This is a genomic window from Novosphingobium sp. BF6 (assembly GCF_058273105.1).
Genome location: NZ_CM177775.1, coordinates 818,453 through 844,050, shown reverse-complemented (window position 1 = coordinate 844,050; position 25,598 = coordinate 818,453). Strand labels below are relative to the sequence as shown.

Annotated in this window: 23 protein-coding genes and 2 pseudogenes; 11 read left to right on the top strand and 14 right to left on the bottom strand. The window is 64.4% G+C overall.

Going from position 1 to position 25,598, the window contains the following annotated elements; all coding sequences use genetic code 11:
• Nucleotides 1–8: 8 nt before the first annotated feature.
• The 7 genes from AC4D6D_RS04230 to AC4D6D_RS04200 all read right to left on the bottom strand — a co-directional run bounded on the left by AC4D6D_RS04230 (nt 9) and on the right by AC4D6D_RS04200 (nt 7,696).
• Nucleotides 9–995 carry an arabinan endo-1,5-alpha-L-arabinosidase gene (locus tag AC4D6D_RS04230; protein WP_491327198.1) on the bottom strand — a complete coding sequence of 329 codons (987 nt, stop codon included), beginning with the start codon at nt 993–995 and terminating at the stop codon, nt 9–11.
• A gap of 60 nt (nt 996–1,055) precedes the next feature.
• Nucleotides 1,056–1,688: a 2-dehydro-3-deoxy-6-phosphogalactonate aldolase gene (locus AC4D6D_RS04225; RefSeq protein WP_491326639.1), complete on the bottom strand. Its 633-nt coding sequence runs from the start codon at nt 1,686–1,688 to the stop codon at nt 1,056–1,058.
• Nucleotides 1,685–2,569, bottom strand: a complete 885-nt coding sequence (locus AC4D6D_RS04220) for a 2-dehydro-3-deoxygalactonokinase (RefSeq protein ID WP_491326638.1) — start codon at nt 2,567–2,569, stop codon at nt 1,685–1,687. The genes AC4D6D_RS04225 and AC4D6D_RS04220 overlap by 4 nt, the downstream gene beginning before the upstream one ends.
• Nucleotides 2,566–4,131 carry an alpha-N-arabinofuranosidase gene (locus AC4D6D_RS04215; protein ID WP_491326637.1) on the bottom strand — a complete coding sequence of 522 codons (1,566 nt, stop codon included), beginning with the start codon at nt 4,129–4,131 and terminating at the stop codon, nt 2,566–2,568. The genes AC4D6D_RS04220 and AC4D6D_RS04215 overlap by 4 nt, the downstream gene beginning before the upstream one ends.
• A gap of 22 nt (nt 4,132–4,153) precedes the next feature.
• The gene (locus AC4D6D_RS04210; protein WP_491326636.1) at nt 4,154–5,080 is read right to left on the bottom strand and encodes a Gfo/Idh/MocA family protein; all 927 of its coding nucleotides are present in this window, start codon (nt 5,078–5,080) and stop codon (nt 4,154–4,156) included.
• A 3-nt stretch (nt 5,081–5,083) separates the two neighbouring features.
• The gene (araD1, locus tag AC4D6D_RS04205) at nt 5,084–6,088 is read right to left on the bottom strand and encodes an AraD1 family protein (protein ID WP_491326635.1); all 1,005 of its coding nucleotides are present in this window, start codon (nt 6,086–6,088) and stop codon (nt 5,084–5,086) included.
• 81 nt (nt 6,089–6,169) lie between these two features.
• On the bottom strand, nt 6,170–7,696 hold the full coding sequence (locus AC4D6D_RS04200; RefSeq protein WP_491326634.1) for an aldehyde dehydrogenase (NADP(+)): 1,527 nt from the start codon (nt 7,694–7,696) through the stop codon (nt 6,170–6,172).
• A 130-nt stretch (nt 7,697–7,826) separates the two neighbouring features.
• Between AC4D6D_RS04200 and AC4D6D_RS04195 the strand changes: the two genes are divergently transcribed.
• Complete coding sequence (locus AC4D6D_RS04195; protein ID WP_147218257.1) at nt 7,827–8,567, top strand: FadR/GntR family transcriptional regulator; 741 nt, start codon at nt 7,827–7,829, stop codon at nt 8,565–8,567.
• 96 nt (nt 8,568–8,663) lie between these two features.
• Here the strand turns inward: AC4D6D_RS04195 and AC4D6D_RS04190 are convergent, their stop codons facing one another.
• Nucleotides 8,664–9,980, bottom strand: a complete 1,317-nt coding sequence (locus tag AC4D6D_RS04190; protein WP_147218255.1) for a sugar MFS transporter — start codon at nt 9,978–9,980, stop codon at nt 8,664–8,666.
• Between the two features lie 176 nt (nt 9,981–10,156).
• Between AC4D6D_RS04190 and AC4D6D_RS04185 the strand changes: the two genes are divergently transcribed.
• The 3 genes from AC4D6D_RS04185 to AC4D6D_RS04175 all read left to right on the top strand — a co-directional run bounded on the left by AC4D6D_RS04185 (nt 10,157) and on the right by AC4D6D_RS04175 (nt 14,114).
• Nucleotides 10,157–11,308, top strand: coding sequence for an aldose epimerase family protein (locus AC4D6D_RS04185; RefSeq protein WP_491326633.1), 1,152 nt, complete (start codon nt 10,157–10,159; stop codon nt 11,306–11,308).
• Nucleotides 11,309–11,330: 22 nt separating this feature from the next.
• Nucleotides 11,331–13,130 carry an IlvD/Edd family dehydratase gene (locus AC4D6D_RS04180; RefSeq protein ID WP_491326632.1) on the top strand — a complete coding sequence of 600 codons (1,800 nt, stop codon included), beginning with the start codon at nt 11,331–11,333 and terminating at the stop codon, nt 13,128–13,130.
• A gap of 129 nt (nt 13,131–13,259) precedes the next feature.
• Nucleotides 13,260–14,114 (top strand): SMP-30/gluconolactonase/LRE family protein, encoded by an 855-nt coding sequence (locus AC4D6D_RS04175; RefSeq protein ID WP_491326631.1) that lies wholly within the window; start codon nt 13,260–13,262, stop codon nt 14,112–14,114.
• A gap of 184 nt (nt 14,115–14,298) precedes the next feature.
• Here AC4D6D_RS04175 and AC4D6D_RS04170 read toward each other — a convergent pair whose 3' ends face one another.
• Nucleotides 14,299–14,673, bottom strand: a complete 375-nt coding sequence (locus tag AC4D6D_RS04170; RefSeq protein WP_491326630.1) for a hypothetical protein — start codon at nt 14,671–14,673, stop codon at nt 14,299–14,301.
• Between the two features lie 197 nt (nt 14,674–14,870).
• Here AC4D6D_RS04170 and ahpC point away from each other — a divergent pair, with 197 nt between their 5' ends.
• Together ahpC and ahpF are read left to right on the top strand one after the other, a co-directional pair.
• On the top strand, nt 14,871–15,437 hold the full coding sequence (gene ahpC / locus AC4D6D_RS04165) for an alkyl hydroperoxide reductase subunit C (RefSeq protein ID WP_491326629.1): 567 nt from the start codon (nt 14,871–14,873) through the stop codon (nt 15,435–15,437).
• A gap of 135 nt (nt 15,438–15,572) precedes the next feature.
• Nucleotides 15,573–17,183, top strand: coding sequence for an alkyl hydroperoxide reductase subunit F (ahpF, locus tag AC4D6D_RS04160; protein WP_491326628.1), 1,611 nt, complete (start codon nt 15,573–15,575; stop codon nt 17,181–17,183).
• Between the two features lie 204 nt (nt 17,184–17,387).
• On the opposite strand, the gene AC4D6D_RS04155 is transcribed toward ahpF, so the two are convergent.
• Nucleotides 17,388–18,074, bottom strand: coding sequence for a DUF2490 domain-containing protein (locus AC4D6D_RS04155; RefSeq protein ID WP_491327197.1), 687 nt, complete (start codon nt 18,072–18,074; stop codon nt 17,388–17,390).
• A gap of 282 nt (nt 18,075–18,356) precedes the next feature.
• Here AC4D6D_RS04155 and AC4D6D_RS04150 point away from each other — a divergent pair.
• Together AC4D6D_RS04150 and AC4D6D_RS04145 are read left to right on the top strand one after the other, a co-directional pair.
• Nucleotides 18,357–19,115 (top strand): annotated as a pseudogene (locus AC4D6D_RS04150) (IS5 family transposase).
• Nucleotides 19,116–19,201: 86 nt separating this feature from the next.
• Nucleotides 19,202–20,209, top strand: a pseudogene (locus AC4D6D_RS04145) (IS110 family RNA-guided transposase).
• Between the two features lie 257 nt (nt 20,210–20,466).
• Here AC4D6D_RS04145 and AC4D6D_RS04140 read toward each other — a convergent pair.
• Nucleotides 20,467–20,910 carry a hypothetical protein gene (locus AC4D6D_RS04140; RefSeq protein ID WP_491326627.1) on the bottom strand — a complete coding sequence of 148 codons (444 nt, stop codon included), beginning with the start codon at nt 20,908–20,910 and terminating at the stop codon, nt 20,467–20,469.
• 264 nt (nt 20,911–21,174) lie between these two features.
• On the opposite strand from AC4D6D_RS04140, the gene AC4D6D_RS04135 reads away from it, so the two are divergent.
• The 3 genes from AC4D6D_RS04135 to AC4D6D_RS04125 all read left to right on the top strand — a co-directional run bounded on the left by AC4D6D_RS04135 (nt 21,175) and on the right by AC4D6D_RS04125 (nt 22,039).
• The gene (locus AC4D6D_RS04135) at nt 21,175–21,357 is read left to right on the top strand and encodes a hypothetical protein (protein ID WP_491326626.1); all 183 of its coding nucleotides are present in this window, start codon (nt 21,175–21,177) and stop codon (nt 21,355–21,357) included.
• A gap of 9 nt (nt 21,358–21,366) precedes the next feature.
• A complete protein-coding gene (locus AC4D6D_RS04130; protein WP_491326625.1) occupies nt 21,367–21,771 on the top strand; it encodes a hypothetical protein in 405 nt (134 codons plus the stop codon).
• Nucleotides 21,772–21,832: 61 nt separating this feature from the next.
• Complete coding sequence (locus AC4D6D_RS04125) at nt 21,833–22,039, top strand: hypothetical protein (protein WP_491326624.1); 207 nt, start codon at nt 21,833–21,835, stop codon at nt 22,037–22,039.
• A gap of 3 nt (nt 22,040–22,042) precedes the next feature.
• On the opposite strand, the gene AC4D6D_RS04120 is transcribed toward AC4D6D_RS04125, so the two are convergent.
• The 3 genes from AC4D6D_RS04120 to AC4D6D_RS04110 all read right to left on the bottom strand — a co-directional run bounded on the left by AC4D6D_RS04120 (nt 22,043) and on the right by AC4D6D_RS04110 (nt 25,249).
• On the bottom strand, nt 22,043–23,212 hold the full coding sequence (locus AC4D6D_RS04120) for an aminotransferase class I/II-fold pyridoxal phosphate-dependent enzyme (protein ID WP_491326623.1): 1,170 nt from the start codon (nt 23,210–23,212) through the stop codon (nt 22,043–22,045).
• 478 nt (nt 23,213–23,690) lie between these two features.
• Complete coding sequence (locus tag AC4D6D_RS04115) at nt 23,691–24,485, bottom strand: SDR family NAD(P)-dependent oxidoreductase (protein WP_491326622.1); 795 nt, start codon at nt 24,483–24,485, stop codon at nt 23,691–23,693.
• 11 nt (nt 24,486–24,496) lie between these two features.
• Complete coding sequence (locus AC4D6D_RS04110; protein WP_491326621.1) at nt 24,497–25,249, bottom strand: SDR family oxidoreductase; 753 nt, start codon at nt 25,247–25,249, stop codon at nt 24,497–24,499.
• Nucleotides 25,250–25,598 lie beyond the last annotated feature (349 nt).

Below are 25,598 nucleotides of genomic sequence, written 5' to 3'. Positions count from 1 at the left end.
AGGTGGGTTCAGTATTCGGCGACGGGCCAGCCGTCCGCATCCCAGCGGATCGGGGCGATGCGCAGCGTCGGCGCACCGTTCGCCTGCTTGTCGTAAGCGTGGTAGACGACATAGGTGGTGCCGTCCTTGTCGGTGAAGGCGCCCGCATGGCCGGGGCCGCGGAAGCGCTGCTGCTCTTCGAGGTCGGCGCGCAGGAAGATCGTGCCGCGCCCTTCCATCATCGAACTGCCGTCCTTGCCAAGGTAGGGCCCGGTGATCTTCTTCGAGCGGCCGACCACGGTGTAATAGGTGCTGTTCACGCCCTTGCAGCAATAGTCATAGCTGGCGAGCAGATAGTAGTAGCCGCCGTGCGGAATGATGAACGGCGCTTCGACCGGCGCCGGGCCGCCTGCAGGCGCGAGGCGGCGGGCGATCGAATAAGGCTCCGTGCCGGGCGCGACCTTGCCGGTCTTGGCATCGAGCGGGAACAGCTTCAGGCCGGTCCAGAAGCTGCCGAGCGAGAGCCACTGGCGGCCCTGCGCATCCTCGACGAAATTGGGGTCGATGGCGTTGAAGTCGTCGTCATGGGTGGACATGACGACGAGGCCCTGGTCCTTCCAGCCGTAGCCCTTGGCCTTGGGGTCGAGCGTCTTGCTGGTGGCAAGGCCGATGGCGGAGCGGTTCGAGCCGAACGTCGAGACCGAATAGTAGAGCCGGTATTCGCCGTTCACATAGGAAATGTCCGGCGCCCAGATGCCTTCGGTGCCGGGGATCGCCTGCTTGGCCCAAGCCGGGATCTCGGCGAAGACCGAACCGGCGTCCTTCCAGGTCTTCAGGTCCTTCGAGGTCTTGATGCCAATGTAACGGCCCACGGTGCTGAAGACGTAGTAGGTATCGCCTTCCCGGATGATGACCGGATCGTGCACCGTGAGGTCGCCCGTAAGCTGGGAATTGAGCGTGCCCGCCCCCTTCTCACCCACCTGGACTTGCGCATCGGCCACACCGGCTATCGCCATGACCGCAAGGCTGGCGACGCCAAGGAATTTCCTGAACACGTTAACTCTCCAAACTTCGTCTTATGATGCGCAGGCATTCCACGCGGCGACTATCTCGGCCGCCTTGGCGCCGACCGTCGCGGCATCGAAGCCGGGCTTGTAGAGGCTGCCGCCTACGCCGATGCCGTAGACGCCCGCTGCGCGGTATTCCGCGACATTGGCGGCGCCGACGCCGCCCACCGCCCAGACGCGGCTGTGCTTGGGCAGGACTTCGCGGATCGCCTTGATGTAGCTGCTGCCCAGCACCGAGCCGGGGAACAGCTTGAGGTCGCTGGCGCCCGCAGCCACGGCAGCGAAAGCCTCGGTCGGGGTCAGGAAACCGGGAAGCACATCCATGCCGAGTTCGATCGAGCGCTTGATGACGGCCGGATCGACATTGGGCGAGACCATGAAAGTGCCGCCGACGCTCGCGAGCGTCTCGGCCAGATCGGTGCCGATCACGGTGCCGCCACCGATGGCCGCACGGTCGCCCAGCGCTTCCGCCATGGCGCCGATCGAACCGGCCGGATCGGGCGAGTTGAACGGAACCTCGATGATGCGCACGCCGGCCTCGACCAGCGCCTCGCCGATCTCCACCGCCTCATGGGTCTGGATCCCGCGCAGGATCGCCACAACGGGTGCATGGCCTGCGGCCAGAACGTCTTCGATCTTCATGCCTTCTGTCCTTTCGCGATGGCGAGTCCGGCGAGCACCGCCGCATCGCCGTCGATCTTGCGCGAGGTGCAGCCGCGGGCTGCCAGCACGCGATCATAGAGCGCGGAAAGCGCCGGGTCGCCGATCAACACCACGGAAATTCCGTTCGGCACTTGCGCGGCAACTTCGCCGCCGATCAGCAGGCCCGAGATATAGCCGCGCGACCAGTCTTTCGAGCGTCCATCGAGCATGCGCGCGGCGCGGGCTTCGAACAGGGCGCCGGTCAGCGGTTCCTCGCAGCGGTCGAGACCGCGCGCGAAACCTTCGTCGAACGTGCCTTCGCCCGGCGTATCCGGTCCGGTCAGCGTCGACTGGCCTGCCAGCAGCGCAAACAGTTCCCCGGTCGGATGAGTGCGGAAACCGACGATGGTGCCGTTCACCACCGAGACCCACTTGCAGTGAGTACCCGGCAGCGCGATCAGGTGCTCGCCCGAACCAAGTTCGGGGTGAAGCGCGAGGGCGCCGAAGACTTGCGCCTCCTCGCCCCGCATCACTTCGGGCACACCTTCGGAATCCTTGCAGCTCAGCCCCGGCAGAACCGAAACCGGGATGCCGGAAACTTCGAGCCGCGCACGCGAGGACAACCATTTGGCAGCGTCCGCCGGGCAGGCCGCATAGCCTGCCGCGACGAGCGCTCCGGGCGCCCCCGCCATGCCGCAAAGCACGACTTCGGAAAGCGGCCCTTCGACCTTCCAGAGCTCCAGCCTCTCGGCCAGAGCCGCTTCGGCATTGCCTTCGAGCGCGCCCGGCCCGTTGAGCCGGGCGACCACGTCCTCGCCGTCGAGGCGGAACAGCCGAAGCCGGGTCGTACCCCAATCACCGAGGACGTGGTTCACGCTCATTGCAGTTCGAGCACCACGACCGACTTGGCCGGCAGGGTGACGACGAGGTTGCCGCCCTGCACGGTCGCACCGGAGAAGGCCTCGGGCTTGACCGCGTTCGGGGTGTCGAACGTGTTGTGCGAATTGATCGCCGGTGCCGTCAGGATACGGCCGGTAACCGCCGAAGCGCTCACGCCTTCAAGCTTGATCGTCACCGTGTTCGACTGGTTCGGATCGAGGTTGGACAGGCCGACATGGATCTTGCCGTCCTTCGCCTTCACCGCCGAGCCGCTCACCGCGGGCATCGTGTACTGGCCCTTGTTGTACCAGGGCGTCTTGATGTCGATCGGCAGCACGGTCGCGTCCTGCCACGGCTTGTACATCTCGAAGACATGATAGGTGGGCGTGAGCACCATCTTGTTGCCTTCGGTGAAGATCATCGCCTGGAGCACGTTCACCATCTGGGCAATGGCGGTCATGCGCACGCGGTCGGCGTGCTTGGCGAAGATATCCAGATGAATCGAGGCGATCAGCGCGTCACGCAGGGTGTTCTGCTGGCGCAGGAAGCCCGGATGCGTACCCGGATCCTGGGCGTACCACGAGCCCCATTCGTCCACGGCCAGGAAGACCCGCTTTTCGGGGTCGTACTTGTCCATGATCGCCGAGTGCTTGGTGATCAGCTCATCCATCTTGCGCGCGCCGTTCAGCGCGTCGGCCCAGCCGTTCTCGTCGAAATCGACGGCAGGCGCACGCGGCGGCCAGCCACCGGCAGGATGGACGTAGTAGTGCAGCGAAACGCCGTCGAGCTGCGGCGCCGCGACGCGCATCATCGTCTCGGTCCAGTTGTAGTCGTCGACATTGGCGCCCGCGGCGACCTTCAGGATCTTGGTGCCCGCAGGTGCCTTGACGAAAGTGGCATAGCGACGGGTCTCGTCCGCCGCGAATTCGGGACGCATGTTGCCGCCGCAACCCCAAAGCTCGTTGCCGACGCCGAAGTAGGCGACCTTCCAAGGCTCCTTGTGGCCGTTCTTGGCGCGCAGCTGGGCGAGCGAACCGGCAGGCGCGGTCATGTATTCGACCCATTCGGCCATTTCGCGCGGAGTGCCGTCACCGACGTTGCCGGCGATATAGGCTTCCGCGCCGACCTGACGGATCAGCTCGAAGAACTCGTGGGTGCCGACGGTGTTCGGCTCGGTCACGCCGCCCCAATGGGTGTTGACCTTGACCGGACGGGTGTTCTGCGGGCCGATGCCCTCACGCCAGTTGTATTCGTCGGCGAAGCAACCGCCGGGCCAGCGGATCACCGGGACCGCAAGATCCTTGAGCGCGCTGACGACGTCATTGCGGAAGCCGTTAGTGTTCGGAATCTTGCTGTTCTTGCCGACCCAGAGGCCGCCGTAGATGCCCGTGCCGAGGTGCTCGGCGAACTGGGTGAACATTTCCTTGTGATAGACCGGGCCGGGCTTGGCGGCGTCGATCGTCGCCGTGGTCGGCTGGCCGTCGGTGTCTGCATGTGCCGCGCCTGCGAGCGCGGTGGCGCTCAGCAGGACGGCAGCAGTGGTAAGGCGAAGCGCCTTCAGCATTGTCAGTCCCCTCCCTGGGAAATCAGTCGTGGAATTCTTCGACGAGTTCGCGCTTGCCGCGCAGGAACGCGTCGGCAACGAGACGCAGCGGCGCGATGTCCACATCGCTGCGGCCGCCACGGATCAGGTTGGCGAAGCGCGCATAGAGACCCGGATATTCGAGGTCTTCATTGTGCTCGGTGCCGGTGGGCAGGGTGAGCACGGCGCCGCCATTGGCAAGCTTCAGCGTTCCCGCATCGGTCTCGACAATGATGTCCCACGACTGCGGGCCGGTCTGGCGCCAGTCGAGGTCCATGTGGATTTCGGCTCCGGCGGTGTCGCGGAACTCGATATCGGCGGCGATCGGCGCGGCGCGGTTGGCGGGCAGGCTGAGCGTCGCGTCCTTCAGGAAGAACGGGCGCGGCATGATGTGGGTGGCGATCGAGAGGGCGTTGATGCCCGGATCGAACACGCCGAGGCCGCCCGGCTCCCAGATCCAGTCCTGACCCGGATGCCAGACGCGCACGTCCTCGCGCCAGACGATCTTCGCGCTCTTGATCTGGCGCTCGGCCAGCCAGGCACGCGCCGGAGCGACACCGGCGGCGTAGCGCGAGTGCCACGAGGCGAACAGCGTGACACCCACCTTCTCAGCGCGGCTTTCCAGCGCGGCGACTTCGGCGAGGGTGGCGCCCGGCGGCTTTTCGAGGAACACGTGCATGCCCTTCGACAGCGCCAGCGCGGCGAGGTCGTAGCGGACCTGCGGCGGAGTGCAGAGCGCCACCGCGTCGATCGCCGGGCCGCTCTCGATCAGTTCTTCAAGGCTGCTGAAGTGCGGGATGCCTTCAGGGCCGCGATGATTCGGGCTGACCGTGGCGCCGATGCTGAAGTTCGGGTTGCCCTCGATCGCGGGGATGTGCTGGTCGCGGGCGATCTTGCCCACGCCGACGATGGCGATACGGATCGAATCCATGGTTCAGAGCGCCTTTACGGTCGTCGTCGCCTCTGCCGAAGCGGCGGCGCGGGCGAGCGGGTTCGAAACCGGCAGGGTGAACGGCGCGGCTTCGATCTCGAACACGTCGCCTTCCTGCGTCGTCACGCCGTCGCTGAACGAAAGCGTGGCGGTGCCGAAGAAGTGGACGTGCACGTCGCCGGCGCGGCGGAAGAGGTCGTACTTGAAGTGGTGGTGCTCAAGGTTGGCAAACGTGTGCGACATGTTCGCCTCGCCCGAGAGGAAGGGCTTTTCCCAGATCGTTTCGCCACCGCGGACGATCTTGCTGGTGCCTTCGATCTTCTCCGGCGGGGTGCCAAGCAGCAGTTCCGGGCCAAGCGCGGCCTGGCGCAGCTTCGAGTGGGCAAGCCAGAGGTAGTTGTGACGCTCGGTCACATGGTCCGAAAACTCATTGGCGAGTGCGAGGCCGAGGCGATAGGCGGTGCCGTCTTCGCCGATCAGGTAGATGCCGGCCAGTTCGGGCTCTTCGCCGCCGTCCTTGGCGAAAGCAGGCATGGTCAGCGCTTCGCCGGGACCGACGAGCAGCTGGCCGTCGCCCTTGTAGAACCATTCCGGCTGCTGGCCTTCGGTGCCGGCAGCGGGCTTGCCGCCTTCGAGGCCTTCCAGGAACATGCGCATGGAATCGGTGACGTGCTCACCCGAGGCGGCAGCAGCGTGCATCTTGTTGCGGCCTTCGGCCGAACCAAGGTGCGTCAGGCCGGTGCCGGTCATCAGCAGGTGGGCGGAGTCGTCGTGGTCGATCGGGGCCAGCAGGTTGCCCGCCGCGAATTCGGCCTTGATGTCGACCGCTTCGCCCTGCCCGGCAGCCTTGGCGGCTTCGGCCAGCGTCACGCCTTCGGCGATGGCACGCTGGGCAAGCTCACGGGTGGTGGTGACGCCCTGAAGGAAGTGGGCGGCATCGCCCTCGGCAAGGATGACGGAGCGCACGCTGTCGGGCGCACGGTGCTGGAGCAGGCGAAGGTAGGTCATGGATCTCTCCCGAGAGGGACTTGGCCCTGTCCGCGACGCACTCTCTTGATGGAGCGCGCCGCGGGCATGGTGTTGGACTGGTTAGAGGGTAAGCGTGCCGTCGATCAGGCGGGGAGCGCCGTCACCGTAGGCTGCGTCGCGCAGTTCTGCCGGAAGCAGGCCCTGCGCGAAGTTCTGGTAGCTGACCGGACGCAGGAAGCGGTCGATCGCCAGGCTGCCGACCGACGTGGTGCGCGGGTCGGAGGTCGAGGGGAACGGGCCGCCGTGGACCATCGCGTGGCACACTTCGACGCCGGTCGGCCAACCGTTGACGAGAATGCGGCCGACCTTGCGTTCCAGCACCGGCAGCAGGCGCGAAGCGGCGGCTTCGTCGGCTTCGTCCATGTGCAGGGTAGCGGTCAGCTGGCCTTCCAGGCCTTCGAGCAGGCTGGCGAGTTCGGCTTCATCCTTGCAGCGCACGACGATCGAGGCAGCGCCGAACACTTCGTGGCCGATGGCCTTGTCCGCCAGGAACTGCGCAGCCGTGGTCTGGAACAGGATCGCACCGCCGGTGGTCTTGCTGCCTTCTTCGCCCTTGGCGATGGTTTCGACGCCGGCATTGCCTTCGAGCGCTTCCACGCCCTTGGCATAAGCGGCGGCGATGCCGGTGGTCAGCATGGTCTGCGGCTTGGCTTCGGCAACACCGCCGGTGGCGGCAGCGACGAAGGCGTCCAGACCTTCACCCTCGACGGCCAGGATCAGGCCGGGGTTGGTGCAGAACTGGCCGGCGCCCATCGTCAGCGAACCGACGAAAGCGGTGCCGAGCGCTTCGCCGCGCGCCTTGAGCGCTTCGGGAAGCAGCAGGACCGGGTTGATGCTCGACATTTCGGCATAGACCGGGATCGGCACTTCGCGGGCCGCAGCCAGCTTGGCGAGGGCGAGACCGCCACCGCGCGAGCCGGTGAAGCCGACAGCGGCGATACGCGGATCCTGGACCAGCGCGGCGCCGAGTTCGTTCGACGGACCGACGAGGTGCTGGAACACGCCTTCGGGAAGGCCGGCGTCCTTGACTGCCTTGGCGATCGCGGCGGCAATCAGGCTGCCGGTGATCGGGTGGGCCGGGTGGCCCTTGACCACGACCGGGCAACCGGCGGCGAGCGCCGACGCGGTGTCACCACCGGCAGTCGAGAAGGCGAGCGGGAAGTTCGAGGCGCCGAACACGGCGACCGGACCGACCGGGATCATGCGCAGGCGCAGGTCGGGACGGGGCAGCGGAGCGCGATCCGGCAGGGCCGGATCGATGCGCAGCTGCTGCCACTGACCCTTGCGGACGACATCGGCGAACAGGCGCAGCTGGCCCATGGTGCGGCCACGCTCGCCTTCACCGCGACCGCGCGGCAGACCGCTCTCGGCCATGTAGGCTTCGATCAGCGGCTCACCGATGGCGAGGATCTCGTCAGCGATTCGCTCCAGGAACGAAGCGCGGGTTTCGCGGTCGGTGGCACGGTAGGTATCGAAGGCTGCGGCGGCCGCGGCGCAGGCGGCGGCGACATCGGCAGTGCCGTTCACGGCCAGCGGTTCGCCCTGAGGTTCGCCGGTTGCGGCCACGATGGAACGGAATTCGGTCATTTGGGGTCTCCCTATTTACTCCGACATATTCCCAGCGCATCAGAAACGCAATGTTTGTCGTTCCTTCGCGTGAGAAGGACTGTTAGGTTCCATCGGAGAGGTGCCAATAACAGTGTCAGAAGCCAATTTTGTGAACGAAGAAGATAGTGCGAGGCCCGCCGACGAGGCCCGGGGCCCCGGACGACGCCTGCACGGCGCCATCGCCCATAAACTGGGAACGGCCATCTTGTCCGGCAAATATGCGCCCGGAGACATTCTTTCTGGCGAAGTCGCTTTCGCGGAGGAGCTGCAAGTCTCGCGCAGCGCCTACCGTGAGGCCATTCAAGTCCTGAGTGCGAAAGGTCTGGTCGCCAGTCGCCCGAAGGCCGGGACGCGGGTGCTGCCACGCGATCGCTGGAACCTGCTGGACCCCGAAGTGCTCGGCTGGGCCTTCGCCGGAGAGCCGGACATCGAATTCGTGCGCAGCCTGTTCGAACTGCGCGCCATCGTCGAACCCGCCGCCGCGCGCCTTGCCGCCCAGCGCCGGGACAAGAACGACCTCAAGGCGATGAAGGACGCGCTGGCAGCCATGCGGCGCCATACCCTCACCACCGAGGCCGGACGCGCGGCGGACCGCGATTTCCACAATGCGATTCTCCAGGCCACCCGCAACGACGCGCTGCTGGTGCTCAGCGCCTCGATCGGCGCGGCGGTGAACTGGACCACCCAGTTCAAGCAGCGCGCCCGCGCCCTGCCCCGCAATCCGATTCCCGATCATGTGCGCGTCTACGACGCGATCGCTGCGGGCGATTCGGCAGGGGCAGCCGAAGCAATGAACGTGCTGGTCGATCTGGCGCTGGAAGATACCCGCAGCGCGATGGAGAAGAAGTAGAACCGAACCGTCGTCCGGGATGACGATATTCCAAAAAGAAAAGGCCCCGGCGATCGCTCGCCGGGGCCTTTTTCGTGAACGCTGAACTGCTCGATGTTACTCGGCGGGCTCCGGAACGAGGTCCGGCTCGGCGTTGGTCACCTTGCTGCCCCACAGGGCGTAGAACAGCACGTAGAGTTCGCAAACAGCCGTCAGGATGAAAGAGTTCTGGAGGCCGAAGTTGTCGGCCAGCCAGCCCTGCACGATCACCAGCGCACCACCCGCGATGGCCATGACCAGCAGGCCCGAGCCTTCCTCGGTCAGCGGGCCGAGGCCCTTGATGCCGAGCGTGAAGATCGTCGGGAACATGATCGAATGGAACAGGCCGACGAGGATCAGCGACCACATGGCGACCGGGCCATGGGCGAAGATCGTCACGACCATCACCGCGAAGGCGCCGACCGAGAAGAACGCCAGGACCTTGCCCGCGTCGAAGCGCTGCATGATCGCGGAACCGGCGAAGCGGCCGACCATCATGCCGCCCCACAGGAACGTGAGGTACTTGCCTGCCTGCTCATGCGTCAGGTTGGCGATGTCGGGCTGGCTGACGAAGTTCACGAAGAGGTTCGCCACGCCGATCTCGGCGATCAGGTAGATGAAGATCGCGGGAATGCCGAACACGAGGTTGCGGTGGTTCCACAGCGAGAGGTGCTTGCGCTGCTCCTTGGCGAGGCGCGAGTTCGCCGACCCCATCGAAGGCAGCGGGAACTTGGCGATCACCACGGCGAGAATCACCAGCACCACCGCGACGAGCGCATAGGGCAGGATCACCGAGTGGGCGTCGGCCAGACGCTCGGCGTCGGTCAGCACGGTTCCGGCGACCGAAGTGCCGCTCTTGGAACGACCGAGGATCAGATAGGCGCCGAAGAGCGGAGCCAGCATCGTACCCGCCGAGTTGAGCGCCTGCACCAGATTGAGGCGCGAGGAGGCCGTCTCAGGCTTGCCGACGACGGCGACATAGGGATTCGCCGCCACCTGCAGCAGAGTGATGCCGCTGGCGATCACGAAGAGCATGACCAGCGTCACGCCGTAGGACGGAATGCTGGCGGCCAGCATCATGCCGAGCGCGCCCGCCGCCATGATCAGCAGCCCGGTGACCAGCGACTTCTGATAACCGATTCGCTCGATCAGCTTGGCCGAGGGAATCGAGGCGACGAAATAGGCGATGAACCACACCGATTCGATCAGCGTCGTCTGGGTGTAGCTCAGGTCGAACACGCTGCGCAGGTGCGGCAGCAGCGTGTTGTTGATGACGGTGATGAAGCCCCACATGAAAAACAGGCTGGCAAGCAGCGTCAGCGCCGGGCCGTAGCGGACGCCCGCTGGCTGCGCGTGAAGCACCGGGGCATCTCCAGATGAAACCACTGGGGGCATGACTATCCTCTCTAAACCAGAGAACCGCTGCCGTGCCCTGCGGCAAACCGGCTTGCGCTCTTTCTATTTGTCGGACTATATGCGGGAAGCAATATCGTCAATGGGCGTCGTCGTCTGACAGCGTCCGGTAACACGATGCGGAAACGACTTACAGGACAGATATGGGAGCCAGGATAATGAGGAAACTGCGCAAGGCGTTGATGGCAATGGCGATATCCGCCCCGGCCTTGGCTCTTTCCAATCCCGCACTCGCCGCCGATGCCTCGCAGGCCCCGGCAGGCACGCTTGCCGACGGCACGCCGGTAGGCGCGGTCACGCTGAAGGCCGCCAACGGCGTTTCGGCGACGATCCTGACTTACGGCGCCACGCTGTGGAAGATGATGGCCCCGGATCGGGACGGCAAATCGGCCGACATCCTGCTCGGCTACGACGACGTCGCCAGCTACGAGAAGCGCCCGAACTACTGGGGCGCCACCATCGGTCGCTACGGCAACCGCATCGCCGACGGCAAGTTCACGCTCGACGGCAAGAGCTACCAGCTTCCCCAGAACGACCACGGCCAGTCGCTGCACGGCGGCGGCAAGGGCTGGGACGTGCAGAACTGGAAGGTCGAGCAGGTCAAGTCCGGCCCGGTGGCGACGGCGGTGTTCTCGCTGGTCAGCCCCGACGGCGATTCGGGCTATCCCGGCACGGTGAAGGCCAAGGTCACCTACTCGCTGGACGAGAAGGGCAACCTCCAGGTTGTGTTCGAGGCGACCACCGACAAGCCGACCGTTCTCAACCTGACCAACCACGCCATCTTCAACATGGCCGGTGAAGGCTCGCCCCGCGACGCCATGCAGGAACTGCTGACGATCCCGGCGGGCCACTACACCCCCGTCAACGACAAGCTGATCCCCACCGGGGAACTGCGCGACGTGACCGGCACCGTGTTCGACTTCCGCAAGCCCCGCCTGGTCGGCGAAGGCATTCGCGACGGCAAGGACGAGCAGATCGTCATGGGCCGCGGCTATGACCACAACTTCGCGCTCGACAAGGGCGTGACCAAGACCCCCGAACTGGCTGCCCGCCTGGAAGACCCCGTTTCGGGCCGCGTGCTCGAACTGCTGACGACCGAACCGGGCGTGCAGTTCTACGCGGGCAACTTCCTGGACGGCACCTTCATCGGCAAGAACGGCCATCTCTACCGCATGGGCGACGGGATCGCGCTGGAACCGCAGAAGTTCCCGGACTCGCCGAACCACCCGAATTTCCCGTCCACCCGCGTCGATCCCGGCAAGCCCTACAAGCATGTCATGATCTACCGCGTTTCCACTTCTTCGCGCTGACCTCGAAAAGAAACGATCGCCCATGACCGACAACAAGACTGCACCGAAGCTGCGCTCGCGCGCCTGGTTCGACAATCCCGACAACATCGACATGACCTCGCTCTACCTGGAGCGTTACCTGAACTTCGGCATCAGCCTTGAAGAGCTTCGCTCGGGCAAGCCGATCATCGGTATCGCCCAGACCGGCAGCGACCTGTCGCCCTGCAACCGCCACCACATCGTGCTGGCCGAGCGCATCCGCGAGGGCATTCGCGAAGCGGGCGGCATTGCGCTGGAATTCCCGGTCCACCCGATCCAGGAAACCGGCAAGCGCCCGACCGCCGGTCTCGACCGCAACCTGGCCTACCTCGGCCTCGTCGAAGCGATCTACGGCTACCCGCTCGACGGCGTGGTGCTGACCACCGGCTGCGACAAGACCACCCCGGCGCTGCTGATGGCCGCCGCGACCGTGAACATCCCGGCGATCGCCCTGTCGGTCGGCCCGATGCTCAACGGCTGGCACAAGGGCGAGCGTACCGGTTCGGGGACGATCGTCTGGAAGGGCCGCGAGATGATGGCCGCGGGCGAACTCGACGCCGAAGGCTTCATCAAGCTCGTCGCCTCGTCGGCCCCGTCGACCGGCTACTGCAACACCATGGGCACGGCGACTACGATGAACTCGCTCGCCGAAGCGCTCGGCATGATGCTGCCCGGCTCGGCCGCGATCCCCGCGCCTTACCGTGACCGCCAGGAATGCGCATGGCGCACCGGCAAGCGCATCGTCGACATGGTGCACGAGGACCTCAAGCCCTCGGACATCCTGACGCTCGACGCCTTCCATAACGCCATCGCCGTCAACGCCGCCATCGGCGGTTCGACCAATGCCCCGATCCACCTTGCTGCGATCGCCCGCCACATCGGCGTCGATCTGCCGCTGAAGGACTGGGAACGCATCGGCCACAAGATCCCGCTGCTGGTTAACCTCCAGCCCGCCGGCGAATACCTCGGCGAAGACTACTACCGTGCCGGCGGCGTCCCCGCCGTGGTCGCGCAGCTCATCAAGCAGGGCCTCATCCATGAGGGCGCGATGACGGTGAACGGCCAGACCATGGGCGACAACTGCCGCGACGCCACGATCGAGGACGAGAAGGTCATCAAGCCCTTCGACCAGCCGTTGGTCGAGGAAGCCGGCTTCCTGGTCCTGTCGGGCAACCTGTTCGACGCCGCGATCATGAAGACCAGCGTGATCTCCAAGGAGTTCCGCGACCGTTACCTGTCGAACCCCGCAGACCCGGATGCCTTCGAAGGCAATGCCGTGGTGTTCGACGGTCCGGAAGACTATCACCACCGCATCGACGATCCGGCCACCGGCATCACCCCCGATACCCTGCTGTTCATGCGCGGCGCCGGTCCGATCGGCTATCCGGGCGCGGCGGAAGTCGTCAACATGCGTCCGCCTTCGTACCTCATCACCGAAGGCGTGCACTCGCTGCCGTGCATCGGCGACGGTCGCCAGTCGGGTACTTCGGGCAGCCCCTCGATCCTCAACGCCTCGCCGGAAGCCGCAGCCATGGGCGGCCTCGCCCTGCTCGAATCGGGTGACCGCGTGCGCATGGACCTCAAGAAGGGCCGCGTGGACGTGCTGATCTCCGACGAGGAACTGGCCGCTCGCCGTGCCGCTCTCGAAGCCAAGGGCGGCTACGCCTTCCCGGCCTCGCAGACGCCGTGGCAGGAAATCCAGCGCTCGGTCGTCGGCCAGATGGACACCGGCGCGATCCTCGAAGGCGCCGAGAAGTATCAGCGCATCGCCCAGACCATGGGTCTGCCCAGGGACAACCACTAAGGGCGATAATCACTGAGTTCCATATCCTGTCCGACCTAGCCGTCGGATGACCTTTCGGCCCTCGTCCCTCCTGTCCCCTTAAGGGAAAGGATGGGGCGGGGGCCGATCCATTTCCACGGGAGAGTTACAATGACCCTTTGGCGCAAGATCGATCGCAACGTGCGCGATACACTCGGCGAAGGCGCGCTCTGGAGCGCGCGCGATAATGCCTTCTACTGGGTCGACATCCTCGCACCCGCGCTCAATCGCCTCAGCCTGGCCGACAATACCGTGACCCGCTGGGACATGCCCGCCCGCCTCGGCTGGGTCGCCCCGCGCGCGGAAGGCGGCCTGATCGGCGGCTTCCAGGACGGCGTGGCGAACATCACTCTCGATCCGCTGACGATTTCCGAGCGCAACGATCCCGAGCCGCACCTGCCCGGCAACCGCATGAACGACGGCAAGGCCGACCGCCACGGCGCGATCTGGTGCGGCACGATGGACATGGCCGAGGAGGAAGTGACCGGCTCGCTCTACCGCCTCTCGCCCACCGGCGAATGGCAGGTAATCGACACCGACTACACGGTGCCCAACGGCCCGGCCTTCTCGCCTTGCGGCAACTGGATGTACCACGCCGACTCGGGCCGCCGCGTGATCTATCGCTTCGCCGTGGACGAAACCGGCGCGCACGACCGCGAGGAATTCATCCGCTTCTCCGAGGAAGACGGCTATCCCGACGGCATGACCACCGACGCCGAGGGCTACCTCTGGACCGCCCACTGGGACGGCGGCAAGATCAGCCGCTTCGCCCCCGACGGCACCCGCGAACGCTCCATCGAGCTGCCCGCCAAGCGCATCACCAACATCGCTTTCGCAGGCGAAAAGCTGGACCGCATGTTCGTGACTTCGGCCGCGACGGGCCTGCCCGAATCCGAATTCGACGGCGCCCTGTTCGAAGTCGAATCCGGCGTTACCGGCAATCCTGCCGGAATCTATCTGGGATAATGGAGCGGCGGGGTGGATACCTTTCCCCTACTACCCCGCCATCCGCGTAAGCCGGAAAATCCTCTCTCCACCCAAAGGGGGGCATCTTCTTTGACTTAGAACATCAGAAAGGCCCAGATGCACTCCACCCGGTAGGATCGCAGGGTTTCCTATCAAAATATTTAGCTTCGTCGCAGCCCCTCCCCTACCGCTCCGTCGCGTCGGGAAGCGCCGAGGTGCGCGCTTCCAGCCGCCCCTCGCCGCGATAGACGAGCGCACAGCTCGAACTGCCTGCGCAGAATCGCTGCACCGGCGCCAATGCACGGGTGCCATAGCGATACGTCAGCGTCCCTTGGGTAATTTCCAGCCCGGACATGTCCCGAACCCGGTGCTCATGGGCGAAAAGCACCGCCTTCCCCTGCTTCACCGGCGCCCAGACCGACCATTCGTCGTAGAGGCGATGATGATAGCGGAACCGCACATCGCCCGAGGCGCGATTGTCCAGCGAGGTGGGCCAGCCGTTGCATCCCGCGAGCGAGGCAAGACCCGCCAGCAGCAGCGCAAATCGTATCGTCTTCATGCCCTGCTGTTGCCTGATTCACCGCGTCACCGCACGGCTTTTCGCATCTGCGAGCATTTTATCGACAGAAACGTTCAGTCCACCGCGACTGATCGGCCAATCCGATCAAGTCAATCGGATCAACGCCCTACACATCGTCACACGAGGGCCCTATCTCCCTCCTCGAACTTCAACACCCAACGAGGGAGCTTACATCCATGGGTATCGTCGGCAGCCAGATCAAGCCGTTCAAGAACACCGCTTTCCAGGCAGGCAAGAACTTCTTCGATGTCACCGAAGCGGACATCGCCGGCAAGTGGGCCGTGTTCTTCTTCTACCCCGCCGACTTCACTTTCGTCTGCCCCACCGAACTCGAAGACCTCGGTGAGCAGTACGCAACCCTTCAGGGCCTCGGCGTCGAAGTCTACGGCGTTTCGACCGACACGCACTTCAGCCACAAGGCCTGGCATGACACCTCGGACAAGATCGGCAAGATCAAGTACGCGTTCCTCGGCGACCAGAACCACGCCCTGACCAACAACTTCGGCGTTCTGCGCGAAGGCGTTGGCCTCGCCGACCGCGCCACCTTCGTGGTCGATCCGGACGGCGTGATCCAGCTGGTTGAAATCACCCCCGAGGGCGTGGGCCGCAACGCTGCCGAACTCGTCCGCAAGATCAAGGCCGCCAAGTACTGGCGCGAGCACCCCGGCCAGGTCTGCCCGGCCAAGTGGGAAGAAGGCGAAGAGACCCTCGCGCCCTCGCTCGAACTCGTCGGCAAGCTCTAAGACCATCGCGATCTTCCGGGTCGCGTGCTGAAGGTGCGCGGCTCGGGGATTTCCCTCGTCCCGAGCCGCGCCCTCACGCGGAAAAGAAATCCCCGGCCGCCCCTTTACCAACGAAATTCCAAAGGACCCCAGACCATGCTCGACGCCAACCTGAAGCAGCAGCTCTCGCAATATCTCGGCATGCTGCGCGAGCCGATCGAGCTCGTCGCCTCGCTGGACGACGGGCAGAAGTCGACCGAGACTCGCGAGCTGCTCGAAACCATCGCCTCGCTTTCGGACAAGATCACCGCCTCTTTCGACGGCGACGACGCCATGAGCGGCGGCCGCCGCCCCAGTTTCATCATCCGCCGCGCGAGCGACGCCAGCGCCTGGGTGCGCTTCGCCGGTCTGCCGCTCGGTCATGAATTCACCTCGCTGGTCCTCGCCCTGCTCTGGGCCGGCGGTCATCCGCCCAAGGTTTCCGACGAGGCGCTCGAAATCGCCCGCGCCATCGAGGGCGAGCACGAATTCGAGATGTACTTCTCGCTCTCCTGCCACAACTGCCCCGATGTGGTGCAGGCGCTGACCCTGCTCGCGCTCAACAATCCGCATGTGAACGCCACCCTGATCGAAGGCGGCACGTTCCAGGCGGAAGTCGAGGAACGCGGCGTCATGGCCGTTCCCGCCGTCTTCCTGAACGGAAAGATGTGGGGTTCGGGCAAGATGAGCATCGAGGAAATCCTCGCCAAGCTCGACACCGGTGCCGATGCCAAGGCCGCCGCCGTGCTGGCGGGCAAGAAGCCTTTCGAAGTGCTCGTCGTCGGCGGCGGTCCCGCCGGAGCCTCGGCCGCGATCTACACCGCGCGCAAGGGCTTCTCGACCGGCGTGGTCGCCGAACGTTTCGGCGGCCAGGTGCAGGACACCATGGGCATCGAGAACTTCATCTCGGTTCCCTATACCGAAGGTCCCAAGCTGGCGGCCGCGCTGGAATCGCACGTCGCCGAATACGACATCGACGTGATGAACCTCCAGCGCGCCGAAAAGCTGATCCCCGCGGAGGAACTAGGCGGTTATCACGAGGTCGTCTTCGCCAACGGCGCTTCGCTCAAGGCGCGCAGCCTCGTGCTGACCACCGGTGCCCGCTGGCGGAACCTTGGCGTGCCGGGTGAAGCCGAGTACAAGAACAAGGGCGTGGCCTATTGCCCGCACTGCGACGGCCCGCTGTTCAAGGGCAAGCGCGTGGCGGTGATCGGCGGCGGCAACTCCGGCGTCGAAGCGGCGATCGACCTTGCCAACATCGTCGGCCACGTCACCCTGATCGAATTCGACAGCAAGCTGCGCGCCGACCAGGTGCTGGTCGACAAGCTGGCCTCGATGAAGAACGTGGTGATCCTCACCAATGCCCAGACCACCGAAGTCGAGGGCGACGGCGACAAGGTGAACGGCCTCGTCTACAAGAACCGCGAGACGGGCCGGGAACACAAGGTCGAGCTGGAAGGCGTGTTCGTCCAGATCGGCCTGGTGCCCAACACCGAATGGCTGAAGGGTTCCGGCGTGGAACTCACGGCTCGCGGCGAGATCGTGATCGACGACAAGGCCGCCACCAACCTGCCCGGCATTTTCGCGGCAGGCGACGTGACCACGGTGCCTTACAAGCAGATCATCATCGCCATGGGCGAAGGCTCGAAGGCGGCGCTGTCGGCCTTCGACTACCTGATCCGCAACGAAGCACCGGAAGAGATCCTCGAGGCGGCCGAAGCGGCCTGATCTCGATGGTTTAAAATGGAAAAGAGGGCGGCAGTCGCAAGACTTGCCGCCCTTTGTCTTACCTTGGAAACTGGCGCCCACCTGCGGGCCCTTCGACAGGCTCAGGCTGAGCGGGCCGGGGCGAAAGTTTTCCTTCTCTGCCGCATCGCTGCGTTCCCGCTCAGCCTGAGCCTGTCGAAGGCCCCGCAGCAGAAAGCTCCGCCCTCAGTGCCGGAAGAACAGCGAGACCGAAGCGACGTGGTTCACCCGCGTCCGCCCGCGCGTCTGGTCGATCACCTGGTTGAGATAACCCAGCTCAACCGTCGTCGCCTCCTTCACACCCAGTTCCACGCCGACGAAGGAGCGCAACTGGTCGAACCCGCCGCGCGCGCCCCAGTCGGTATCGTTGAGCGCCAGGAACCCCTCCGCATAGACCAGCGCGTTTACCGCATTGCTGCCGGGCTTCAGCGGCTTTTCGTAACGCAGCATCTCGCGCAGTCGCCAGCCGGTATCGCCGCCGTCCGAACGCCAGCGCTGTTCGAGACGTGTACGAGAGGTCAGTTCCCCGCCCCAGGGCTTTCCCATGAACCAGTTGAGCTGCTGGAAACTGCGTTCCTCGTTCACGTCCCGGCCGCCGTCCACCGGCACCACGACATGGGCATAGCCCTGATAGAGGGTAACGGCGGGAGAGAGCTTCAGGCCCACTGCCCCGCGCAGCAGAAGCTGGTCGAGCCGCGAGACGCCGTCGCCCATGCGCGGCTGCAGTTCGGCGAAATAGACGACATCCCCGGCGATCGGTCCCATTGCCGTGAGGTTGACCCAGACCTGCTCGTCCTCGCGGGTTTCTGCTGAGACCGTGGAGGCGGTAAAAGACGAAGCGAAAGCAAGACAGCAGGCAAGAGCGCGGCGCATGGAAATCCAGAATGAGAAAACGGACATGTTCCTTTATGAACTAACCGTTTCCCATCCGTGTCCACAAGGTATCCTCTGGTGGCCGAGATCGCCCGGTACAGGCAAAAACGACCCGACGCTTCGGGGGAGGCCCGCGGGTTTTGCGGCGAACGACTTCCCCGCGCTTCGTCAATGCCATTCAACTCAGCAGCTTGCCTTGGCTCGATTTAGGGCGTAAACTCATAAATTGAGTTGAGTAGTCAGCCATGTCGTGATTCAGGCGTCCTTCGGAATGGAGGGTGTATGGCGCGGCGGCGGTATGAATTGACGGATCAGGAATGGCTCTTCATCGAGCCGTTGCTGCCCAACAAACCGCGCGGCGTGCCCCGAGTGGATGATCGCCGGGTGTCGAACGCCATTCGCTGGCGTTTTCGTTCCGGTGCGCCGTGGGCGGAAATCCCGGAACGGTATGGGCCATCGACGACCTGCTACAACCGGTTCGTCCGCTGGTAAAAGGCTGGTGTGTGGGACCGGTTGTTGGCTGTTGTGTCTGCCGGCTTCAACGGCGAGTTGGTGATGATTGATTCCACTTGTATGCGCGTTCACCAGCAAGGTGCGACGAAAAAAGGGGGAGCCGAGATCATGGCATGAGACTTTCCTGGGGCGGTCTTACGACCAAACTCCACGCTCTTGTCGACGCTGATGAACGTCCTGTCGACTTGCGACTGACGGGCAGGCAGGTCTACGATGCCTGTGAGGCCGAAGCGTTGATCGAAGTCATTCCCGAGGGCGCACAGTTTTGGGCGATAAATGTTACGACAGTACCGCTATCCGCGAACCCGCAGCGACCAGGAACATCCGGGCGAATATTCCCAACCGTTCCAACCGCAAACAGCGCTTCGGATTTTCGCTCTAGCTCTACCAACAGCGCAATCTCGTCGAGCGCTTCTTCAACCGGATCAAGCAGTTCCGCGGCATCGCCACCGATACGACAAGGAAACCGACAACTATCTTGCAGCCATCAAACTCATCTGCATACGACTGTGGTGCAACGGGCAATGAGTCATCGTGTAATTGCGGCTGCTTCCCTCAGACCTCGGTTGCGGCGCACACTTCTGGTTGTCGAATCCTGAAGGAAGGAAGCAGCCATGAAGCACTATGCCGGATTGGACCTGTCGATGGAATCCACGCAGGTCTGCATCGTTGACGAGAATGGTCGGAAGCTGGTCTCGGAGAAAGTAGAGAGTTCCCCGAAGCGATCGCCATGATGCTGGAGGGATATGGTCCTATCGAGCGCGCCGTGATCGAAACTGGGCACATGTCACCGGCGATCTGCCTTGGTCTGCGTCAACTGGGTGTCCCGGTGGTGTGCATCGATGCCCGGCAGGCGCACCAGAGTCTGAAGGCAATGAAGGCGAACAAAGACTGATCCGCACGATGCTGCTGGGCTCGCGCAGCTCGCACGCACCGGTTTCTACAAGATGGTGCACGTCAAATCCCCGGCAGCCCATGGTGTGCGCAGCGTCATCACTGCGCGCAGTCATCTGGTCGAGGCGCGCGTTCGGCTCGACAACACGATCCGCGGTCTTTGCGCGACGTTCGGCTATCGGCCCGGCGCAGGTCAAGGGAAGGCCTTCCTCGAACGGATCATGCAGGCTGCCCACATTCCTGGTCTGGGTGATGCCATCGCCTCTTTGTTGTCGGTGCGTGCCGAGCTGATGGAGCAGATCAAGGAAATGGACTGCCGGTTGCGGGTTATCGCCAGTCAGTCACAGGCCTGCAAAATCCTGATGACCATCCCGGGCGTTGGCGTCCAAACATCGGCCGCCTTCGCAGCTGCGGTCGATGAGGCGGGGAGATTCCGACAATCACGCAATGCCGGCGCCTACTTCGGCTTGGTACCCAGACGCCATCAATCGGGCGAACTCGACTGGGCGGGCCGGATCACCAAGCAAGGCGACGGGGCCGTTCGCAAATTGTTGTATGAAGCTGGCAACTCGATCCTGACCCGAAGCCGAGAAACCTTCGCGCTCAAGACGTGGGCCATGAAGATCGCCAAGCGTCGCGGCCTGAAGAAGGCTCGCGTCGCCCTTGCCCGCCGCCTCGCTGTCATCATGCATGCGATGCTGCGCGACGGCACTTTGTTCCAAGCATGAGGTAGAGTAGAACCTGTTTGCCAGCGGTGATGCGCAAAGCTGATCCGACGGCGGTGTCCCGCGAGGGAACGCAGGGACGAACGATCTGCGAAGGTAGTCAGATGGGCTGCAAAGCCCGCATCGAGTCAATGCAACGTCCGCCTCTGTGAGACCCGATACAGTACGACCAGGCTCCGGTCAGGCCAGTGCGGACAGATCCATGAAACCCTCAAGGGATCGGCACCGCCAAGCTCTGCAATTACAGATCAACACGTCGCTCAGTGCAGCCGAATGCCCAAAGCCGATGCCGGCTGCGCCGCGTCCTGCTGCTCCCTGCGCTCCAGCCGGATCAGCAGCTTCGTCACATAGGCCGAAAGCAGGGCCAGAGAAAGCGTCGCAGCCTCGCACATCAGCTCTTCCGATCCATCCGGCATGACCAGTGTGGCAAGGCAATTCCCGCCCAGACCGCGAGACCAGATGAAAACCTCGTCCTCGCCGATCAGGGCGAGCACCGCACTCTCGGTTGCACCGCAAGCGAGCATGGCATCGATGCCGGCAGGATCGAAACCGTCCCGCGCCGATCTGGCTGCGTCGGGTCGGAACAGATGCATCGCCTCGCGAACGCGATCGATTTCCTCGCAAGGCGCGCTGCCCGCACAATCGTCCAGGAAATCCCGCAATTGCGCGGTCCATGCAGCAATATCGAAAACGACCTGATCCACGGGACTCGCCACCGTCTCATTGATTGACATCCGCCAAAGTCCCCAAGCTCGGCGGACTGTCAATCCGCACGGACCGCGTGACTCGTACCGCGTCCCGCCTTGCGACACCCCCGCCGGACTTGATGAAACGCCCGGCACCGGCAAGATTCCCGCCGGAAAAAGCCGCTCGTTCCGATTAAAACCCTGAAAGGTCCCGTCAAACGCAACATCGCTATCCTTGCCACCCGGCCCAATTCGCATATCCTCCCGGGCATGGGAGCCAGGATGGCAAGAGGCACCGCCGCCCGCTTTTTGATGGCCGGAACGCTCGCCGTGGCGCTGCCTTCCGCCGTCTCTTTCGCCCTGGCACCGACTCGGATGCAGACGCAGACACCGTCAGCCGAGAACGAAGACATCGTCGTGATCGGCCGCAAGATGCGCAAGGTCAGGCTGAACTACGCCCTTTAGGGACCGCACATGAAACGGTGCGATGTCGAGCTTTCCAGCGGAGACGAGCACATCGACAGGTTCGTCTGTACAGTCCTGAATGCCTGCATCAAAGACGGGTTTCGCGATGCGATTTCGGCCAAGGCCTGCCTGGACGAACGGATCGCTTCGGTCGCTTACCGACCGCCGCGATGGAACCCTGCGGAGAACAAACCGGCAGGTATCGTGCCGTCGCACTCCGTTGCCATGCCCTCTCCGGTATTGTCGGAAAAACCATCCGACGCGGAGATCGTCGTGACGGGCGGAAGGCCATATGTCACGCCGGGTCTTTGGCGAATCAACCAGTCCTCGACCTTCAGCGAGACCCCCCCATCCCAAATTCCAGCCGTCCCCGGGGAGGATCTATACCGTCTGCATTGCCCCCGAGAATCGTGACACGGCGCTGGAAAAACTCCTCTCCGCCGTGATCGGTCCGTCGAACGATGGCCTCTGCACGATGTCGACCATCCGCATAAGAAGCGGCAAGGTGACCGGCGGCAAGACCTGTAGCTACAACTTCGGATCTCTCAGCTACGATCTCCACGGCAAGGTGAACGGCGAGACGATGGACACCGCCCTGTCGATAATCGGCGAAAGCAGTTTCACCAAGACCCGCTATCGCAGACGCATCACCGGCATGCGGATCGGCGACTGTCCAACCTGAGTGTCACGCGCCCGATTCGACCTTCCCGCTTGCCTTGCGCGCCGCGAACCACGGCTCCATGCGCGCGATCGCCTCTTCCACCAGCGCGGTCGAAACCGCGAAACTGAAACGGATGAAGCGATGCCCGTCGACCGGATCGAAATCGATCCCCGGCGCCGTGGCAACGCCGGTGTCGCGCAACAATTGCCGGCAGAAGCCAAGGCTGTCTTCGGTCAGGTGGCCGATATCGGCATAGATGTAGAAGGCACCGTCCGGCGGCGCGATCCGATCGAGCCCGAGGCTCGGCAGCGCGGCCAGCAGCAGTTCGCGGTTACGGGCATAGTTCTCGACATGGCCTTCCAGTTCGGCCGTCTCGTCTATCGCGATCAGGCCTGCATGCTGGGCGAGCACCGAGGGTGTCAGGAAAAGGTTGCTCATCCGCGCCCGCGCCGGGACGACGAGGTCGCGGGGCACCACCAGCCAGCCAAGCCGCCAACCGGCCATCGAGTAGTACTTCGAGAAGCTGTTCACCACCACGGCCTCGGGCAGATGCTGCAAGGTGGACTGGGCCGTGCCGTCATATGTCAGGCCGTGATAGATCTCGTCCGAAACCACGCGGATATTCTTGCGGCGGCAGACTTCGGCAATCGCCGCGAGTTCCTCGGGCGCGATCACGGTGCCGGTGGGATTGGCGGGGCTGGCAAGGATCAACCCGTCGGGCGCGGGATCGAGCGCATCGAGCGCGGCGGCAGTAACCTGGTAGCGCTCCGCCGGGCCGCAGGCCATCTCCACGGGTTCGAGGTACAGCGTCTTCAGCGTATTGCGATAGGCCACGTACCCCGGCCGGGCCAGCGCCACCCGCGCGCCGGGTACGAAAAGGCTGGAAAGCGCCAGCACGAAAGCGGGCGAAGCACCGCAAGTGAGGATTACCTGCTCGCGGTCGATCTCGACGCCATAGGCCGCGTGGTAATGCCGGGCGATGCGCTCCAGCAGCGCGGTGCTTTCCCAGTAGCCGCCCGGATCGCTGTCCAGCACGCGGTGCGCGGCGGCGATCGCCGCCGCAGGGGCACCGGTGGAGGGCTGGCCGTATTCCATGTGGATCACGTCGCGCCCCTGTGCCGCCAGTTCATAGGCGAGGCGGCCGATGGCCATGGCGTGGAACGGGTCTACTTGCGCGATCTTGGAGGCTGTCATGCCGGCGGTGCTAGAGTGTTTTGCGGCGCGGTGGAAACGCTCTTGTCGCGCATGACCGCATTTTGTGTCGCCGCCTCGACGGAGCGTGATCTGTCTCACAGCCCCCTCCGGACGAACCTGCCATAACCGCCTTGTTCGAATCGGAGGCGGCAACGCATCCGGCGCGGACACTGCCGAGAACCGGCCGACCCGTGATGCGACCCCACGGCAAGTCCCTTTCGGCAGGCGATTTTCGCATAACCTGGCGGCAGTCTGGCCGGTATCGGCCGCACCAGTCCCTTCTGGAGCCAGTTCGTCTGGAGACTGCCGCGACTTTGTACGGTTTCCAATCCGGCTGCGACCGGATCGCGGTGCCGGTTCACGTTCGCCCAGAACGCGATAATCCCGGGGGGGAAATTATCGCCAAGGGGGTGACCTCCTCACCGAGGTCTGGCGATCTTCGTGAACCGGCACCGCGCCTCTCAACAGGCCCGGCGATTCAACAGGCGCTGGCAATGCCGGGACGCTCCGCCCCCATGCCCGAAAAACCGACCGAATAGCCGCCATCGACCGGCAGGATCACGCCGGTCACATAGGCCGCCTCGTCGCTGGCCAGATAGAGCGCGGCCTGCGCTATATCCTTAGCCAGCCCCCAGCGTCCCATCGGAATGCCTGCGAGCATCGGGAAGTCCGCCGGCGGCTCGGCATGGGTGCGGGAAGCTTCGACCAGCCCCGTCCACATCGTGCCCGGCGCGACGGCATTTACGCGAATTCCCTGATCCGAGTAATCGAGAGCCGCCACCTTGGTCAGCTGGTTAACCCCGGCCTTGGCCGCCCCGTAGACGGAATGGTGCTTCCAGCCGACCACGCCCGAGGCCGAAGTCGTGTTCACGATCGCTCCGCCACCGGTCTTCAGCATGGAGATCACACCATACTTCATGCCCAGAAACGCGCCGCGCAGGTTGGTCGCGTGAACGCGATCCCACGTCTCCAGCGATTGCGTGTGCAACGGCGCCATCGGCCCGCCGAACCCGGCATTGTTGCACAGCACGTCGAGCCGCCCGAAGCGATCCTCGGCGGCGAGGGTCATTGCCTGCACTTGCGCCTCGTCGGAGACATCACATTGCACACTCACCGTGTCACCGCCGAGCGATGCCGCCACGTCGTCCTGCTTGCCCGAGATATCGGCGAGCACCAGCCGGGCTCCTTCGGCATGGAACAGTTCGGCCATGGCCCGGCCCATGCCTGAACCCGCACCGGTGACGATGCAGACTTTATCCTGAAGCCTTCCCACGGCCGTTCCCCTCAAGCGCTCGTGTCGATCGTCGGACGGATCGAAATCTCGGAAATGTTCGTCCGGCGCGGCATGGCGAGGATGAAGACGATAGCCTCCCCGATATCGCGCGGCTTGACGGCGCCTTCCTTGCCGACATGCGCCTTGATCGCGGTGCGCCACTGCGGGTCGGAAATCGAATCCGCCACCTCGGTCTCGGTCGCGCCCGGCATCAGCGTGGTGACGCGGATGTTCCTGCCGCCCAGTTCCTGCCGCATCCCGTCGGTCATCATGTTGACCGCGTGCTTGCTGGCCGAATAGGCGCTCGTCATCGGCCCGCCCTTGCGCCCGGCGAGCGAGGAGATGGTGATGATGTCGCCGCCGCCCTGCTCCAGCATGTGCGGCACGGCGGCTGCGCTGGTGTAGACGGTGCCTATCAGGTTGATGTCGATCACCCGGCGATAGATCGCGGTATCGCAGTTCTCGATCCCGCCCACTTCCATGATCCCGGCCGAGTTGATCAGAATGTCGATCCGCCCGAACGCCGCGATGGTCTTCGCCACGGCTCCGCGCGCATCTTCCTCCACTGTCATGTCCCCCGGGATCGCCAGCGCCTTGCCACCCGCCGTCTCCATCTGCTCCACAAGCTCCGAAAGCCGCTCCGCCCGTCGCGCGCAGACGACGACCGTCGCCCCTGCTTCGGCAAGACACAAGGCCGCCGCCTCCCCGATCCCCGACGAGGCGCCGGTAACGAGTGCAACCTTTCCTGCAAGCTGACCCGACATGCCTTCTCTACTCCCCGCGCAGGCCCTTGCGCCCGCTTTCGTATCCATTGGCTGGAGGGTGGCGAGAGCGAAGTCAATGAAAAATGCTGAACGCATGTTCAATATTTCACTGCAAGGTGTTTGAGACATACCCAACGCGCAAAGGGAGAGGAGGAAAGCAAAGCCCTATCCACCAGATGCCCCCATGGCGCCGCCGAGAGGACCCCGCTCGACGCCGACATTGCGAGGGTTTAGGGGATTGTCCCCCAGAACTTTGTTTGTCCTTTTGCGGCAGCCGTCAGACGTCCCGCCTATTCATCGAGCGGATCGGAAAGCGTCCGGACATGATCGCCAAAGCTCTCGCGCGATC

What these genes read in the sequence shown, in the direction of transcription:
- AC4D6D_RS04130 (WP_491326625.1), top strand. Translation starts at nt 21,367, where the DNA reads ATGAAACGGTGCGATGTCGAGCTTTCCAGCGGAGACGAGCACATCGAC.
- AC4D6D_RS04170 (WP_491326630.1), bottom strand. Translation starts at nt 14,673, where the DNA reads ATGAAGACGATACGATTTGCGCTGCTGCTGGCGGGTCTTGCCTCGCTC.
- AC4D6D_RS04155 (WP_491327197.1), bottom strand. Translation starts at nt 18,074, where the DNA reads ATGCGCCGCGCTCTTGCCTGCTGTCTTGCTTTCGCTTCGTCTTTTACC.
- AC4D6D_RS04210 (WP_491326636.1), bottom strand. Translation starts at nt 5,080, where the DNA reads ATGGATTCGATCCGTATCGCCATCGTCGGCGTGGGCAAGATCGCCCGC.
- AC4D6D_RS04180 (WP_491326632.1), top strand. Translation starts at nt 11,331, where the DNA reads ATGACCGACAACAAGACTGCACCGAAGCTGCGCTCGCGCGCCTGGTTC.
- AC4D6D_RS04220 (WP_491326638.1), bottom strand. Translation starts at nt 2,569, where the DNA reads ATGAGCGTGAACCACGTCCTCGGTGATTGGGGTACGACCCGGCTTCGG.
- AC4D6D_RS04175 (WP_491326631.1), top strand. Translation starts at nt 13,260, where the DNA reads ATGACCCTTTGGCGCAAGATCGATCGCAACGTGCGCGATACACTCGGC.
- AC4D6D_RS04215 (WP_491326637.1), bottom strand. Translation starts at nt 4,131, where the DNA reads ATGCTGAAGGCGCTTCGCCTTACCACTGCTGCCGTCCTGCTGAGCGCC.
- ahpC (WP_491326629.1), top strand. Translation starts at nt 14,871, where the DNA reads ATGGGTATCGTCGGCAGCCAGATCAAGCCGTTCAAGAACACCGCTTTC.
- AC4D6D_RS04200 (WP_491326634.1), bottom strand. Translation starts at nt 7,696, where the DNA reads ATGACCGAATTCCGTTCCATCGTGGCCGCAACCGGCGAACCTCAGGGC.
- AC4D6D_RS04185 (WP_491326633.1), top strand. Translation starts at nt 10,157, where the DNA reads ATGAGGAAACTGCGCAAGGCGTTGATGGCAATGGCGATATCCGCCCCG.
- AC4D6D_RS04120 (WP_491326623.1), bottom strand. Translation starts at nt 23,212, where the DNA reads ATGACAGCCTCCAAGATCGCGCAAGTAGACCCGTTCCACGCCATGGCC.
- AC4D6D_RS04125 (WP_491326624.1), top strand. Translation starts at nt 21,833, where the DNA reads ATGTCGACCATCCGCATAAGAAGCGGCAAGGTGACCGGCGGCAAGACC.
- araD1 (WP_491326635.1), bottom strand. Translation starts at nt 6,088, where the DNA reads ATGACCTACCTTCGCCTGCTCCAGCACCGTGCGCCCGACAGCGTGCGC.
- AC4D6D_RS04110 (WP_491326621.1), bottom strand. Translation starts at nt 25,249, where the DNA reads ATGTCGGGTCAGCTTGCAGGAAAGGTTGCACTCGTTACCGGCGCCTCG.
- AC4D6D_RS04135 (WP_491326626.1), top strand. Translation starts at nt 21,175, where the DNA reads ATGGCAAGAGGCACCGCCGCCCGCTTTTTGATGGCCGGAACGCTCGCC.
- ahpF (WP_491326628.1), top strand. Translation starts at nt 15,573, where the DNA reads ATGCTCGACGCCAACCTGAAGCAGCAGCTCTCGCAATATCTCGGCATG.
- AC4D6D_RS04230 (WP_491327198.1), bottom strand. Translation starts at nt 995, where the DNA reads ATGGCGATAGCCGGTGTGGCCGATGCGCAAGTCCAGGTGGGTGAGAAG.
- AC4D6D_RS04190 (WP_147218255.1), bottom strand. Translation starts at nt 9,980, where the DNA reads ATGCCCCCAGTGGTTTCATCTGGAGATGCCCCGGTGCTTCACGCGCAG.
- AC4D6D_RS04225 (WP_491326639.1), bottom strand. Translation starts at nt 1,688, where the DNA reads ATGAAGATCGAAGACGTTCTGGCCGCAGGCCATGCACCCGTTGTGGCG.